Annotated in this window: 10 protein-coding genes and 1 pseudogene; 5 read left to right on the top strand and 6 right to left on the bottom strand. The window is 47.5% G+C overall.

Going from position 1 to position 16,213, the window contains the following annotated elements; genetic code table 11:
* Positions 1-670: 670 nt before the first annotated feature.
* The 3 genes and pseudogenes from EOO50_RS16835 to clpX all read left to right on the top strand — a co-directional run.
* Positions 671-1,618: pseudogene (locus tag EOO50_RS16835) on the top strand (trigger factor); the annotation flags it as partial.
* 91 nt (positions 1,619-1,709) lie between these two features.
* Complete coding sequence (gene clpP, locus EOO50_RS16830) at positions 1,710-2,384, top strand: ATP-dependent Clp endopeptidase proteolytic subunit ClpP (RefSeq protein WP_290841455.1); 675 nt, start codon at positions 1,710-1,712, stop codon at positions 2,382-2,384.
* A 137-nt stretch (positions 2,385-2,521) separates the two neighbouring features.
* Positions 2,522-3,754, top strand: coding sequence for an ATP-dependent Clp protease ATP-binding subunit ClpX (gene clpX, locus EOO50_RS16825; protein WP_290841454.1), 1,233 nt, complete (start codon positions 2,522-2,524; stop codon positions 3,752-3,754).
* A 188-nt stretch (positions 3,755-3,942) separates the two neighbouring features.
* Here the strand turns inward: clpX and EOO50_RS16820 are convergent, their stop codons facing one another.
* Positions 3,943-5,469: a GH3 auxin-responsive promoter family protein gene (locus tag EOO50_RS16820; protein WP_290841453.1), complete on the bottom strand. Its 1,527-nt coding sequence runs from the start codon at positions 5,467-5,469 to the stop codon at positions 3,943-3,945.
* A 35-nt stretch (positions 5,470-5,504) separates the two neighbouring features.
* Here EOO50_RS16820 and EOO50_RS16815 point away from each other — a divergent pair, with 35 nt between their 5' ends.
* Positions 5,505-6,299 (top strand): DUF2797 domain-containing protein, encoded by a 795-nt coding sequence (locus tag EOO50_RS16815; protein WP_290841452.1) that lies wholly within the window; start codon positions 5,505-5,507, stop codon positions 6,297-6,299.
* 206 nt (positions 6,300-6,505) lie between these two features.
* Here the strand turns inward: EOO50_RS16815 and EOO50_RS16810 are convergent, their stop codons facing one another.
* Both EOO50_RS16810 and sppA read right to left on the bottom strand, forming a co-directional pair.
* Positions 6,506-9,124 carry an AsmA family protein gene (locus tag EOO50_RS16810; RefSeq protein ID WP_290841451.1) on the bottom strand — a complete coding sequence of 873 codons (2,619 nt, stop codon included), beginning with the start codon at positions 9,122-9,124 and terminating at the stop codon, positions 6,506-6,508.
* Between the two features lie 720 nt (positions 9,125-9,844).
* Entirely contained in the window at positions 9,845-11,602 is a 1,758-nt protein-coding gene (gene sppA, locus EOO50_RS16805; RefSeq protein WP_290841450.1) for a signal peptide peptidase SppA, read from the bottom strand.
* Between the two features lie 138 nt (positions 11,603-11,740).
* On the opposite strand from sppA, the gene folK reads away from it, so the two are divergent.
* The gene (gene folK, locus EOO50_RS16800; RefSeq protein ID WP_290841449.1) at positions 11,741-12,877 is read left to right on the top strand and encodes a 2-amino-4-hydroxy-6-hydroxymethyldihydropteridine diphosphokinase; all 1,137 of its coding nucleotides are present in this window, start codon (positions 11,741-11,743) and stop codon (positions 12,875-12,877) included.
* Position 12,878: 1 nt separating this feature from the next.
* Here folK and EOO50_RS16795 read toward each other — a convergent pair whose 3' ends face one another.
* The 3 genes from EOO50_RS16795 to EOO50_RS16785 all read right to left on the bottom strand — a co-directional run bounded on the left by EOO50_RS16795 (position 12,879) and on the right by EOO50_RS16785 (position 16,001).
* Positions 12,879-14,951: a T9SS type B sorting domain-containing protein gene (locus EOO50_RS16795; protein ID WP_290841448.1), complete on the bottom strand. Its 2,073-nt coding sequence runs from the start codon at positions 14,949-14,951 to the stop codon at positions 12,879-12,881.
* A 1-nt stretch (position 14,952) separates the two neighbouring features.
* Complete coding sequence (locus EOO50_RS16790; RefSeq protein ID WP_290841447.1) at positions 14,953-15,495, bottom strand: RNA methyltransferase; 543 nt, start codon at positions 15,493-15,495, stop codon at positions 14,953-14,955.
* 65 nt (positions 15,496-15,560) lie between these two features.
* Positions 15,561-16,001: a DUF1573 domain-containing protein gene (locus tag EOO50_RS16785; protein ID WP_290841446.1), complete on the bottom strand. Its 441-nt coding sequence runs from the start codon at positions 15,999-16,001 to the stop codon at positions 15,561-15,563.
* Positions 16,002-16,213 lie beyond the last annotated feature (212 nt).

Here is a 16,213-nt window from a genome sequence, read left to right as displayed (position 1 = left end):
ACTGGACACCGAGTGATTGTAGTTCTCTTGGACCGAAATGGGCCAGACCCTTGCACAGGGACCTCGGGAGCCACAGCGAAGCGTGGCCGGGTACTCTAGTAAGCCATAAACCATATGGAACGTCACCCAGGTATACAGTCCGCAACACGAAATTATCGACACCTGAATTTCCGTGATAATTCGTGCGGAAAGTGGATCAGAGTGCTCGCGCTGCTATCGGATGCTCGCTGCAGCTCGTTCATACTTCTTTTGAAGCGACAACCGGGATCCGATGGAATTCAAGTGCAAAAATCTCGAAAATCAAAAAAAAACCGTAACGTGAAATTATCGACAGGGTGGTCTCGTGCATTATTGATAGGAATATACAGATCCTGATGTTTTGTAGAGCCACCTCTTCCCTTGATGACAGCGAGAACACGCATTGGGAGTGAATCATAGAGCGGTCCGAACTCACGCTCTCCAATTTTGGCCCAAGATGCGAGCATTGCATGTTTCAGCTCATCCCGCGTATCATATTGTTTCCCTTTCGCATAAACCAATCAGAAAAGCATTCTGAAGGGGTTCTCTATGATGTTCAGATCGGGACGCTTCGATGGCTAACCCAGATGCCTCACTTTTTCGCCCGGAACCAGTTCTCGACAGTCTCCGCCGTATGGAAATAAGCACAATCTTGCTTGAATACAAAATCGTTGCCGACGACAAATTGCTCGACGAGCAAGTGTTGCGCATCCGCAAACAATACGGGAAAATGATTTCTAAGGACGTCGTGGCCGATGGCGATGATATCTCGGGAACGTTCACGAACGAAGAGAAAGGTATCAACGCTCCTGCGACGTTCACCACCGACGTTTTCAAGAACAAGAAAGAAGCTGCGAAATTCGTCGGAAAGAAAGTCGGCGATGTCGTGAGCCTGTCGACGAAAGGTCTTTTTGACGACGATCACAAATTGATGGATTACCTTAAGGTCGGGCATGATGACGTGCACGGGCTTGACATCAACGTCGATTTTACGATCGAGGAAATCACGACGACAGAGCCTGCTGAATTGAACGAGGAACTTTTCGGAAAACTTTTCGGAGAAGGAAATGTGTCAAGCCTCGAGGATTTGAAGGCTAAGATCAAGGAAGATGCTGAAAAGCAATTCGCGTCCCAAGCCGACCAAAAGTTCCTGAACGACGTTACCCAGTCGCTTCTCGACAACGCGAAATTCGAGCTTCCGGCCGAATTCCTTAAGAAATGGATCCAGCAAAACGGCGAGAACCAATTGACCGCTGAAGAAGCTGAGAACGAATACAACAAGTCCGAGAACGGTTTGCGTTACCAATTGATCGAAGGAAAGATCATCACTTCGAACGGTTTGCAGATCACTTTCGACGACTTGAAGAATTTCACGAGCGAGCTTATCCGCAAGCAAATGGCGCAATTCGGGCAAATGAACCCGACCGACGCTGACGTTGACGGAATCGTGGCACGCGTGCTTCAAAACCAGGATGAGGTCAAGCGTTTGAGCGAGCAGGTGATGAGCGAAAAAATGCTGAATCTGTTCAAAGAAAAAGTAAAAGCGAAGACTAAGGAAGTTTCCTACGAAGAGTTCGTTAAAGCCAGTTACGGCGAGTAAATTTGTAAAAAAAGTATTATCTTTGAGCGCCGAATTCTTTAAGTTTTCGGCGCTTTTTACATTTCCTAAAGCAACTAACGCTCAGACAACTATGAACTACGGTAAAGAATTCAGGAAATTCGCCACGAAACACCAAGGCGTAAATTCCATGTATTACGATAAAATCGTCGGTGCAATGACCCCGACAAATATGACTCCTTATATCATCGAAGAAAGACAACTCAACGTTTCCCAGCTCGATGTATTCTCACGTCTGATGATGGACCGAATCATTTTCCTCGGTACAGGAATCGACGACCAGATCGCAAACATCGTACAGGCGCAGCTCTTGTTCCTTGAAAGTGCCGATGCTTCGAAAGACATCCAGATTTATATTAATTCTCCGGGCGGAAGCGTTTACGCAGGCCTCGGGATTTACGATACGATGCAGTACATCAAGCCCGATGTAGCGACGATCTGTACCGGAATGGCCGCCTCAATGGGTGCCGTTTTGTTGTGCGCCGGAGCTGAAGGCAAACGTTCGGCATTGCCACATTCGCGTGTGATGATCCACCAACCATCAGGAGGCGCGCAAGGTGTCGCAACCGATATGGAAATCAATTTGCGCGAAATGCTTAAGCTTAAAGAAGAGCTTTACAAGATCATCGCCCAACATTCAAAACAACCGTACGACCGCGTCCACAAAGACAGCGAGCGCGATTATTGGATGAAAGCCGATGAAGCGAAAGAGTACGGAATGATTGATGAAGTTTTAAGAAGAAGCTAAAGAGTAGTCGGAAAGCCGAAAGTCGAAAGTCTGAAAGTCTTCGATTTTCGTAAATGAGTACGATTATTAATCAGTCGGAACTGAAAGTCAAGGCCAGTCCTTTCGACTTTCGACTTTCGACATTTGACTAAAAAAACATGGCTAAAGAAGTGTTGGATTGTTCGTTCTGCGGACGAAAAAAACCTGAAACCAATTTGCTGATCGCGGGCATCAACGCGCATATCTGTGATAAGTGCATTGAGCAGGCGCATGGAATCGTGCTCGAAGAATTGAAATCGAGCGGGAATTCAAAATTGTCGGCCGACCTCGTCCTGAAGAAACCGCATGAAATCCGTGCGTTTCTCGACAATTACGTGATCGGGCAGGAGCAGACAAAGAAAGTCATGGCCGTTGCCGTATACAATCACTACAAGCGATTGATGCAGCAACAACAGACCGACGAAGTTGAAATCGAAAAGAGCAACATCGTCATGGTCGGACAAACAGGAACCGGAAAGACATTGGTAGCGAAAACCATCGCAAAAATGCTTGACGTGCCGTTGGCGATCGTCGACGCGACGGTACTTACTGAAGCCGGTTACGTGGGCGAAGATGTCGAAAGCATCCTCACGCGTTTGCTTCAGGCCGCCGATTACGACGTCGCAAAAGCCGAACGCGGTATCGTTTTCATCGACGAGATCGACAAAATCGCGCGCAAAAGCGACAATCCGTCGATCACGCGCGACGTTTCGGGCGAAGGCGTGCAACAAGCGCTTTTGAAATTGCTTGAAGGAACCGTCGTGAATGTTCCGCCAAAAGGTGGACGAAAGCATCCGGACCAGAAATTCGTCGAAGTCAATACGCAAAATATATTGTTCATCGCCGGTGGCGCATTCGACGGGATCGAGCGCATCATCTCGAAGCGTTTGAACCGACAAGCCGTCGGATACAGCACCTCGAAAAACGCCGACCATATCGACAAGGACAATTTGTTGCAATACATCATTCCGAAAGACATTCGTGACTTCGGTCTGATTCCTGAAATCATCGGTCGTTTGCCGGTTTTGACGCACATGGATCCGCTCGATCGCGAAACCTTGCGCGCCATCTTGACCGAGCCTAAGAACGCGCTCATCAAGCAATACCAAAAGTTGTTCGCGATGGACGACGTCGACTTCAACATCACTGAAGAAGCGCTTGATTTCATCGTAGACAAGGCACTCGAGTACAAACTCGGCGCGCGCGGATTGCGTTCGTTGTGCGAGGCGATCTTAACCGACGCTATGTACGATCTGCCAAGTTCCGACGAGAAAGTGTTGCGCATCGATCGCGCGTACGCCCAAGACAGTTTGACGCGCAATTTGCTTAAACGTCTCGAAATCGCATCTTAATTACTCACTTGATTATAAAAGAAAATCCTGCCTTTAAGCAGGATTTTTTTATGCGTTTCGTTTTTGTGAAGTCGGTTGCTTTTTCGCATCGCAATACCTACTCGTGCATTTCCAACCGCTCGAACACGAAGCTAAAAGCAACGCGAGGGCGGCAATCGTCATCATCTTCTTCATTTTGCCGTTTTCGTTTATGTAGTTGTCGAATACTGCAGCGTCTTGAGCTTTTCGAGATAGTCGCGTTGGTTGGAAAGACGCGGAATCTTGTTTTGTCCGCCGAGTTTTCCTTCGTCCCGCAGCCAATCGTAGAACAGATTCGGGCGTGCAATGTTGAGGGTTAACGGATTAAGCGTCATATTATTGTATCGCTTGGCTTCGTAATCGGAATTTAACGATTGCAAAGTTTCGTCGAGGATCTTCGTGAATTCGGAACTGTCGCGCGGCGGATTTCGGAACTCGACCATCCATTCGTGCGCGCCTTTTTCTTTTCCGTCCATGAAAACAGGAGCGACGGTGTAATCGAGGACTTCGAGCCCGGTTCGTTCGCAGGCTCTCGCGAGTGCGGCGTCGGTATTTTCGACCATGAGTTCTTCGCCAAAGACGTTTATGTGGTGTTTGGTTCGGCCCGTGATCCTGATCCGGTAAGGACTCAACGATGTAAATCGTACGGTATCGCCGATCAGATAACGCCAAAGACCCGAATTCGTCGTGATGACGATCGCGTAATTTTTATGGAGTTCGACTTCCGACAATCGGATCGCTTTCTCTTTCGATGTGCCGAAGACGTCCATCGGAATGAATTCATAAAAAATTCCATAATCGAGCATGAGCAACAAATCGCTTGAACCGTTTTGGTCCTGGATCGCGAAGAATCCTTCAGACGCGTTGTAGATTTCGTAATATTGGAAGTTGTTCTTCGGCAGTAATTTCTTGTATTGGTCGCGATACGGTTCGAAGCTCACGCCTCCATGGAAATAGACTTCGAGGTTGGGCCAGATTTCGAGCAGGTTTTGTTTTCCTGCGGTTTCGAGAACGCGGTTCAACAAGACCATCATCCACGACGGAACGCCTGCGAAACTCGTTACGTTTTCGTTTCTCGTTTCTGAAATGATCGCCGCGAGCTTGCTTTCCCATTCGCTCATGAGCGAGACTTTGTTGCTTGGCGTGCTGCTGAATTCGGCCCAAATCGGCATGTTTTCAATAAGGATCGCCGACAAGTCTCCGAAGAACGTGTTGTTGTCCTCGTAAATCTGCGAACTTCCGCCCAAGCGCAAACTCTTGCCCAGGAATAATTGGGAATCCTCGTTATTGTTCAGGTACATGCACAACAAATCCTTGCTGCCCTTGTAATGGCAATCTTCGAGCGCTTCGGGACTGACCGGGATGAACTTGCTCTTGGCGTTCGTCGTACCGCTTGATTTCGCGAACCATTTGATCGGGGAATGCCAGAAAACGTATTGTTCGCCCTGTCGCGTACGCTCGATGTTGGGTTGTAAGTCTTCGTAGGTGGAAACGGGAACCCGTTCTGTGAAAGTCTGGTAGGATTTGATGGATTGGAAGTCGAATTCCTTGCCGACAGCCGTAAATTCTGAAGTCCTGATGAGGTTCAACAGCAATTCTTCCTGTACCTCGTTCGGATATTTGAGGAACAATTCGATCTGGTGGATGCGCTGTTTGAGCACCCAGGACGCAATCGAATTGATTATAGGTAACGGCATTTGTTTTATCTTTACGCTAAAATACTACTTTTTAGATGCAGTACGAAGGCACGCTCGCAAAAATGCCCACCGAGATCGGCGATCCCATACAATATTACCTCGTTTTTGAAGACAGTTTCCTGAATGTGAACCAATTGTTGGATCGGGAGATTTCGATTACTTTCAAAGGATATCAATGCCTGAATTGCAGCAGACGCAAGAAGATTTTCCGACAGGGATTCTGCTACGATTGTTTCTACGCGAGCCCTGCGGTTGGCGACTGGATCATGCGCCCCGAATTGAGCACCGCGCATCTTGGCATCGCTGATCGCGACCTCGATTATGAAACGCGCGTGCAATTGCAGCCGCATGTGGTGTATTTGGCGTTGTCGAGCGATGTGAAAGTAGGCGTGACCAGACGAACACAGGTTCCGACGCGATGGATCGACCAAGGTGCGTGCGAAGCGGTTTCAATTCTCGAAGTCCCGAACCGATATTTGGCGGGAATCACTGAAGTCGCGCTCAAAGACCATTTCGTCGACAAGACCAACTGGCGTAAAATGTTGCAAAATGAAGTGTTGACTTTGGATTTGCTCGAAGAGAAAACGCGTATTTACGATTTCTTGCCTGATGAGGTAAAGCCCTATTTCAACACCGATCTGAATGAGCATGTGATCTTGACGTACCCGGTTTTGGAACATCCGAAGAAAGTACACGGTTTGAACCTCGATAAGACGACTTCGTATTCGGGGAAACTAATAGGAATTAAAGGGCAATATTTGATTTTCCACGACGGGACGGTTTTCAACGTAAGGTCGTTTGAGGGGTATGTGGTGAATATTACCGTTTAGATTTTTAACCATTGAGAGCATTAAGTTCATTACAAAAGCCGACGCGCTTGTCTGCAATTTTTTGAACAGTTAAGATAGTTGAGGTTAGTTAAGGAAATGTCTATGAGCGAGATTTCCGATTTGATCGCCGTAAAAAGTACCGTCTAAACTAATCTCAACTATCTTAGTTGTTCAAATTACTTAGTACATTTCAATTTCAAAATAAGCTACGGCGTTTTCGCCGGTTCCGCTTTTTTCTTCTTTTTTCCGAATAAATCCAGCACGCCTTGCGCCGCGTTTTTGATATCGTCGTTTTTCTTGGTCGACGTCTTGGTTTTGGTCGTGTCGGTCGTCGTTTTGTTCTTGTCCTTGTTCAGATAATCGGTGATCGCCGACGTTCCTTTCGAAACCAATTGATCTTTCTGCGCCTTCACGATCTGGGACGTGAGATTCGTCATCGCCTGCTTCATGTCGGTCGAAACTTTCGGGTTCGAGAAATTTCCTGTAAGGTTCGCCGTGACGGGAATATTTTCGATTTTATTCGCTTCTCCGGGCGATAATTTCGCCAACAGGTTGTTCACGTCTTTTCCGAAATACTTCGCCGGAACATCGAATTTCACGTTATACGCCATCGTCTGGTCGAATCCGTGCGAACCCGCGATATCGAGTTTGATATCCTGGTATTTCAACGTAAACGGCTTCACGTTCACGCGTCCGTTCGTAAACGTGAGCGCGGCTTTCAAATCGTTGAGGTTGAGTTTCTGCAAGTCGATGAAACTCACGCTTTCGTCCAATTTACTAAGCAGTGGCGAGGTTTTGTCGTTCACGGTCGTCGACAGCAATTGCCCCATCAAATCCCCGTTTATGGTGCTCAGGACAGGCGTCATTTCCTTGGCGTCGAGTTTGCCTGAAACGTTGATCTTCGAGTTGAGTTTCCCGTTGATCACGCCCGCGATCGGTGCGATGCTTTTCAACATTTCAAGTTGCGTGAACGTCTGTTGGATATCGACGCCGTTCAAGCCCAAATCCACGTTGAAAGTCGGGACGGCTTCCTTGGTCGAGACGTCGCCGGTCACCGCGATCATTCCGCCGAAGATATTTGTTTTCACGTTCTGCAACGTCGCCTTTTGATCCTTGATGAGGATTTTTCCCGATACGTTCTTCAATACGAGATTGTCGTATAAAACCGTGGTCGCTTTCGCATCGAGCGTGCAATCCAGGAATGCGGGAATTTTCACGGCTTCCTTGTTCTGAGGCGTTTTTTCGTCTTTTTTCGGTTCGGCGTCGGTCATGAAATCCGAAACCGCGAATTGGTTCGAGGACAAATTGAAGTTGCCCTTCAAGACTTGGTTCTTAAACAAGAAGCCGTAGAAATTGTCGAGCGTTCCATTCACGTTCAAATCGGTTTTTCCGGTCGTCGCATTGAGTTGCTGCAAGTTGATACGCGTCGTGTTGAACTGGACGACGGCCTTATTGATGTTGATCGCTTTGTTGTCCTCGTCGACATATTTGAAACCCGTGAGCGTCATGTTGCCTGAATTCTGCATATTCTCGTACTTGCTTTCCTCAACCGATTTCATGTCGAATTTCGTCTCGACGTCGGCGTCCAAAACACCTGAAAGCGGTTTGTCGAGTTTTACGGGATAGGCTTTCGTGAGGTTTCCGAGATTGATCCGTCCGTTGAGGTTCGCGTCCACGAGCGGATTTTCGGCCAGATTTTTAATGTTCGCCTTCGCATTGAAAACGTCTTGGTCGATTCTGAATGAAAGCTTGTCGAGATTGACGTACGTGTCATTCATCAAGCCCGTTTCGTTAATGATTTTGGTGTCGATCACGATATTTTCGACCGATTTCGGCAAATCCGGATATTTGAACGAAGCGTTGTTCGACGCGATCGCGATGTTGAATTTCGGAACCGTTGTGTCCGACAAAATCCCCTTCGCAAAACCTTCGACCTTGAAATCTCCGGTCGTTTTCACGTTCGCCAAACTTCCCGAGTACGCCGATGGAATCAGCCCGAGGAAATTCTGGAAACCCGATACGGGCGTCTTAAACGTCAGGTCGTATTGCTGTCCATTCTCCAAAAGTTGGATGAAGCCGTCGAATTCCAACGGCAATTGGTTGATGAGCGCTTTGTTCTGCTTGAACGAATATTTGCTGTTTTTAAGATCGATCCCAAGCACGGCATCGAGTTTCAAACCGACGCGGTTCAAGTAATTCGCCTTGTCCATATCGAACGAAACGACGGTAGATGAAGTCGTGGTCAAATCGAGTTTGTCAGACGTGAAATCGCCCGTTCCCGAATGGTTCAGGCTATCCAAAACGAGTTTGATTTTAGAGCGCTCGTCGAAATACGTGAACTTGTAATTTTCGATTTTGTAATCCTGGATTTTGAGTTTTAATGGTTCTGACTTGCCGTTCTTGTTCTTTTCCTCGGCGTTCTTGATTGCGATGTCAAAGTTTCCGACGCCGTTTTTGTCGAACACAATGTTGACTTTTCCGTCCTTGGTCGAAATCGATTCTATGTTCATGCCTTCCGACGAATCTTTCCACAATTCCTTGACCGACATTTTCAAACTGACTTCGCCCAGATAGACCAAAGTGTCGCCCGCGAAAGGCGCTTTGTTGATGATCGAAAGTTTGTCGACGGTCACGTTCGCTTGGGGAAAACTCTTGAAAAGGCTTACATCGACGTCCTCGAACGCTACTGTGGCGTCGACGTTTTTATTGATCGACTTGACAATCATCTCCTTGATTTTATCCTTGAACAGATACGGGATCGTAAAAAGCGCGATGATGACGACAAGGATGAATATGCCGAGTCCTTTGAGGATTTTCTTAACCATGATGTTGACTTTAGGGCTGTGTTTGGTGCGCAAGGCTCGCGTAATGGGCTTGCAGCAGTAAACTTAGCGGATTTTTTTAACAAAAATTGTGTGGCGGTTGGAATTTATGAATTTTTTAAAGTTACCTGTTTATTGTTTTTTGCCGCGAATTATGGCAAATTTAGTTCACTTGATGCTTATCGAATTTTTGCCACGGATAAACAGGTTTTCATAGATTTTTTAGACTTGGGTGCGCGTTGTTTTTTTTGTCCAAACAAAGCCTTTAGTCGAACTGGTAAGGCAACTCACAAATAGTTTTTAAATGCGGCGATTGGGAAACGATCGCGATTGAAAGGTTGGCCACGGATTGCGCAGATTTTGGCGATAGATCCGTGTAAATCCGTGCAATCCGGGGCCAACTTTTTTGATCGTTGCCGTGATCAGAAAATGATTGGCAATATTGGTTAGCCACGAATACACGAATTTTCGCGGATTTCTTTGAAAAACGGAAGGTCGCCGATTGTGGTTCTTAGATTTTGCGGCGAATTGAGGTTAGCCACGGATGCACGGATTTTCACGGATTTCTTTGCAAACGGACGGTCGCTGATTGTGGTTTTTAGATTTTGCGGCGAATTGAAGTCGGCCACAAATTGCACAGATTTTGGGCGATAAATCCGTGTAAATCCGTGCAATCCTTGGCTAAACTTTTCCTAAGTAATTTTTGACTTCCGTCGCCAAGCGTTATCGCATATCGATTTTGATCGGAAGCATCGCCTGAACTCCTTTGCGTCGGCTCACGTCTTTTAAGGCTTTGTAGACTTCGTAATTTTCAGATCCGAGTTCTTCTTTTAAGAGTGCGTCTTTTGATTTCGCGAGCCCGAAACCTGCCAATAAATCAGCGAATTTCTTGTCGTATTCCGGGAAATCCTGTGTGCGGTATTCTTTGATCTTGGCGAGTTTAGCTGCCGCTTTTATCGCGTCGTCCATGCCTCCGATTTTGTCGACAAGCCCGATTTTCAGCGCTTCGGCTCCAGTCCAGACGCGTCCCTGCGCGATCGAATCGACTTGGGCGACAGTCATTTTTCGTCCGTCTGCCACGCGTTTTAAAAATGTTCCGTAGATGTGTTCGATGTCCGACTGGATCACGCCGCGAAGATTCGGATCCAAAGGCGAGAACGGGCTGTAACCTGCGGCGTTTGTATGTGTTTTGACGAGTTCAGTGTTGATTCCGATCTTGTGAACGAGCTCAGTCGCGTTCGGCAATGTCCCGAATACGCCGATCGATCCCGTAATCGTACCATTTTCGGCGAAAATCTGGTTCGCGTTGCACGCGATGTAATAGCCGCCCGAAGCTGCATAGTTACCCATTGAAACCACGACGGGTTTTTCTTTTTTCGTGAGTTCGATTTCCCTCCAGATCAGATCTGAAGTCAACGCGTTTCCGCCCGGACTGTCGACTCTCAAGACGATCGCTTTCACGTTTTCGTCTCGTCGGGCTTCCTGTAACGAGCGTCGGATCGAGCCTTCGCCGATGTAACTCACGTCGCCTTCGCCACTCAAAATTTCACCTTGGGCGTATACGATCGCGATTTTGTCTTTCTCGAAATTCGTCGGGGTCGTGGCGACATTGCGCGCGTAATCGAGCAGTTCGACCTTGTTGTATTTTTCGTCCTTGTCGACTTTAAGGCGTTTTCGGATCGCGTCGTGGTATTCGTCTTCGTATGCGATTTTGTCGATCAACCCTTGCTGTTTTGCGCTTTCGGGAGTTCTTGCAAGCAAGCCGTTCGCGATTTCGTTGAGTTTTTCGAGTGGAATTTTCCGACTTGCCGAGATTTCGGTCGCTACGGAATTCCAAACTGACGTGAGCAAAGCCGTCAATTGTTCGCGGTTTGCCTCACTCATTTTATTGTCGAGGAACGGTTCGACGGCGCTCTTGTATTTTCCGTGTCGGATCACTTCGATCTTGACGCCTGACTTTTCCTGTAAGTCCTTGAAGAACATGACTTCGGTCGACAAACCTTTGAAATCGATCTCGCCCAACGGGTTCAAGTACACCGTGTCGGCCACCGAATTCAGGTAGTATTCTTTTTGAGTGTAACCATTCGAATACGCGACAACGAATTTGCCCGATTTCTTGAAGTCCAAAATCTCGTCACGGATCGCCTTCGTCTGTGCGATTCCCGTTTGCGTGTTGTCGTTCAGGATGGAAATTCCTTTGATGTTATCGTCCTCTTTCGCGGCTGCGATCGCATTGATGATATCTGAAACGCCTATGCTCGCACCTTCAGAAAACATCGTCACGAGCGGATCCTTGTACTTTCCGCCGTAGTCGTTGGTCACGTTTTCCATGTCGAACACGAGTACCGAATTATTTTCGACGACGACCGCGTCCGAATCGCCTCCGAACAATGCCCCGAAAAGCAAAATCATAAAAAACAGCATCATGAAGAATACAAATATACCGACGATCGTGGCCAAAACGTTTCCGAGGAATTTCATAGGATTTTTTTCTTTTTAAGTCGGCGGATGGCGCATCGCGTTACATCGAACTGATATGTTCCCGACCGAATAAATTTATTAACAGAAGCTGCAAAGATAGACTTAATCTTAAATTGTTTTAGTTATTTTGTGACCGATATGGGCGTTCAACATCAAGTCGTTTTGGCAATCGGAAGCAATCAGGGAAACCGGTTGGAACACGTTGTCGATGCCGTAAATTTCATCCACACGCAGATCGGCACGGTCGTGAAGGTCTCGAAGTTATACGAAACGCCAGCTTGGGGTTTCGAGGGCGACGCGTTTTACAATTGCGCGATCGTGATGCATACGACTCTTTCAGCTCATAACGTGCTTGAAAAAGTGTTGGATGCCGAACTGAAACTCGGTCGGATCCGATCGGAAGCGAATGGATATCAGGCGCGCGTGATCGACATCGATGTGATCACGTTCAATGAGGATATCGTGGATTCGGACGATTTGAAAGTGCCGCATCCGCTCATGCAGGAACGTCTTTTCGTGCTGTTGCCGATGCGCGATCTCGAACTTGATTGGCGCCACCCGATACTGCAAAAATACTTGCCCGATTTGTTGCGCGTTTCCCAGGACACGAGCATTTGCAAACCCATCGGAAACTTGGAAGTGCCGTTGTCGAAAATCAGTCTCGACCGCTTCAACCACATTGCGATCGAGGGAAATATCGGAGCGGGAAAAACGACTTTGGCCACGATGATCGCGTCGGATTTCAATGCCAAGACGGTTTTGGAACGTTTTGCCGACAACCCGTTTTTGCCGAAATTTTACGAAGACAAGAATCGGTATGCGTTCTCGCTCGAGATGTCGTTTTTGGCCGATCGTTACCAGCAAATTTCCGATGATTTGGCGCAATTCGATCTTTTCCGCGACTTCATAATCGCCGATTATCACATCTTCAAGTCGCTGATTTTCTCGAAAGTCACGCTCAGCGAGGACGAATACAGGTTGTACCGAAAATTGTTCGAGATCATTTACAAGGAAATGCCCAAGCCGGATCTGTACGTGTATCTGTACCAGAATACCGAGCGTCTGCTTGAGAATATCAGGAATCGCGGCCGCAGTTACGAGCAGGAAATCCCGGCGGAATATCTTGACAGCATCAACCGCGGTTATCTCGACTACATTAAATCGCAGGTGGATTTGAATGTGCTTGTGATTGACATTTCAGACAGGGATTTCGTGAAAAACCAGCAGGATTATATTTTCATCCTCGACGAAATCGCCAAGAAAATCCCGCACTAATTTATCGTTTCAACGCGAAATGTCCTTTGACTTCAGGCAGTTCGTCGTTGAGCTTGAGCACGAACCAATAATCGGTCGAAGGAAGAAACTGGCCATTGTATGTGCCGTCCCAAAACATTTTTTGATTAGTCAATGTCGTGATGAGTTTGCCGTATCGGTCAAAAACCGTGATGCGCGCGTCCGGGTGGAAAATCATGCCGTTGACCGTCCATTGGTCGTGAAACGAATCGGCGTTGGGAGTAAAATAGTTCGGGATGACGATTATTTGTTCGAACGGCAAGTCGTCGGATCCACAATTGGAAACCGATTGGGCGTAAACCATCGAGATCGGCGAACCATCAATCACGAAAACGGGTGAACTTTGCCACGTCACGCCGTCAATCGAATATTCGAAATTCCCCGTGTTGGTCGTGTAAATAGTAAGTTCATTCCCAACGACGACGGCGCCGCCAATTACCGGAATGGCGTCGTGCAGCACTTGAAAATATTGAATTGCGGTACAATTTTCAGGCGTCGACAAGGTAACCGAATAAATGCCCTGAGTCGTGATCGTAATTTGGCTCGTCGTTTCTCCGGTCGACCACAAATACGAAAGATTCGGTTGGAACGCGTTGAGAACGAGTGATGAACCTTCACAAAAACCCAATTCTATAGTCGGGGAAACTTGCGGAAGCGGATAAATGATCACATTTAGCTGCACTCGCGCTCCGGGGCAATTCCCGCCGCTCAAAGCTTCGGCGTAGTAGGTTGTCGATTCGGAAAGATAAGGCGTTTCGAAAGTTTCCCCCGTGGCGATCGGAGTACCGCCAACAGCTTCAGTATACCAGTTTATCGTGCCAGAGCTCGCTGTAGCGCTTAAGATTGCGACTCCTTCGCATTGGGCCGGAGCGGTCGTGGCGACAACGGTCGGAATGTCATTTACCGTAGCGACCACGGGAATGCGGGTTCCTGCCGAACAGCTCGCGTCGAATGCGTTGACGTAATACGTCGTGGTCGTGCTCAGCACGGGTGTCGTCAGGCCGTTGCCCATCGCGATAAGATTTCCGCCTGTCGCGCTGTCGTACCAATGGACGGTTCCGCCCGTCGCCGTGGCCTGTAGGATCAACGCGCCCGGACCGCATTGTGAAGCCGGGGTAGTCGAAGTGATCGTCGGAATCACCATGGTGGTGCTTGTCGAAATGTTCAAAAGCGGATCGCCGGGCATTCCGCCGAATTCCACGATATATCCTTTGGGTTCGTAGTCGCCCGGACCGCCGCCTTCATCGCCCAGATCGTTCCAAGAACCTGTGATTCCAACGCCGGGCGCGGTGATGTGCGCATAGTCTTCTTCATCAAGATTATTGGGTTCGCCATTGTTCCAAAAGGCAAAGTTCGGTGTTGTGCCGTTCGCCGCGCCATTCCAGAAAATCGTTCCCGCTTCAGGGCCGGTCATCCATTTCCAGACGCCTTCTTGTTGCGAGTCGCTTCCGCCGATCCAGCCTGCGCCGTTTGATTGCTCGCCGCAAAGTTGGGCTTCATCTTGGGATAAAATGGTCGCCAAGTAGCCTTGTAGTCCGAAGTAAGTGCTGTTCTCGGCCGCCACTTTCGCAACCGTCCAATGAATTCCCGTGAATGGGACGAATAAATAATAATGTCCTGTGGAAGCCAGATAATTCGCTTGCCCGATAGTGATCGAAAAAGTTCTTGATCCGCTGGGATTTTGATTACTGTTGGTATACAGGACATCTTCAATCGCAACCTCAAATGCCGTATATGGAACCAGAATATTTGTGGGACTTTTCAGAGTGAGTTTTCCCGACAGGGAATCCCATGTCGTCGTGATCAAAGGATGGTTTCCTGTGAGTGTAAGCAAATCCTGGGAACTGATGTAGCCCGATGAAATCTGGATGTACATCGCCTCGACGCTTATATTGTCGGCATCGGTGATGGTCATGTTGCTGACAATTCTGTTTTGGCCTCCGGGACAATACGCTCCGGGTCCGAATGCCGACAGAATAGGCGGAGCATTCGTCGTTTGGGCTTCAATTGAAATCGACCAAACGAAAAGCACAACGAGTATCAGGCGTGAAAACATCTTAGGAGTTCGAGGTGAATTTGATTTTCGTAAACAGATCCCAGACGACAATGCCCGCCGAGACTGAAATATTCAGCGAATGTTTCGATCCCAACTGCGGGATTTCTATGCTGCCGTCGCATTTTTCAATCGCTTGTTGTGAAACGCCGAATACCTCATTGCCGAAAACCAAGGCGTATTTTTTGTCCGTTTCAGGTTCGAAGTTTTCGAGGGAGATGGAGTTTTCGACTTGTTCAATCGCGTACACGGCAATTTGTTCCGACTTTAGTTTTTCGATTGCCGAGACGACATTTTCAGCGTATTCCCAAGCAACTGTTTCGGTCGCGCCCAAAGCCGTTTTATGGATTTCCTTATTCGGCGGACAGGCCGTGATGCCGCACAAATAGATCTTTTCGATCAAAAACGCGTCGGCCGTCCTGAAAACCGAACCGATGTTGTGCAGGCTTCGAATATCGTCCAAAACCAAGATAAGCGGCGTTTTGCCTGCTTCCTTGAAATCGTCGATCGAAAGGCGGTTGAGTTCGCTGTTGGCGAGCTTTCTCATAACAAATAGGTTATAAAAAAAGCCTCCCGGTTAGGGGAAGCTTTTCGTATTATAAGTAAGATTGATTAGCCTTTAGGAGCTTCTTCCTGAAGAACCGTACCTTTAATGGTAAGCACTTTTGGAGTTTCAGAAGCATTAGACGTAACAGTTACCGTTTTGCTGAACGGACCAACACGGTCAGTAGCATATTTTACTCCGATAACTCCTTTTGCGCCCGGCATGATCGGCTCAGTCGGTTTTGTTGGAACCGTACAACCGCATGAACCCGTAGCGTTGGTGATGATAAGTGGCTTGTTACCGTTGTTCACGAATACGAATTCACGTTTTCCGTCAGCATTTTTGTTGACAGTTCCATAATCGATAGTTTCGTTTTCGAAAACGATACCAGGACCTTCTACTTTTGGAGCGGAAGTTGTCGTTTTCTTAGCTTGTTTTTTAGCATCTTGTGCATGAGAAACCGTTAGTCCCCCGATTGTCAGCATAGCTAACAGCAAATATTTTTTCATGTCTTTTTGATTAAAAGTGACCGACAAATCTATAGAAAAAAAATACACGTGTAAGGATTTGACTCTTAAAATTAATTTAATTTTTCATTCCATCGATTTCGGGTCAAAAATAATTAAATTCGCCCTTCCATTTTTAAGTAAAATCCCAGCATTTTGGCAGTCAAATCGAAAGAAGCAAAGGAAACTCCTTTGATGAAACAATACAACGAAAT

This window comes from Flavobacterium sp. (assembly GCF_004211145.1).
Classification (GTDB): domain Bacteria; phylum Bacteroidota; class Bacteroidia; order Flavobacteriales; family Flavobacteriaceae; genus Flavobacterium.
Note: the sequence above shows the minus strand (reverse complement) of the source record. Positions and strands in the feature narration are given on the sequence as shown.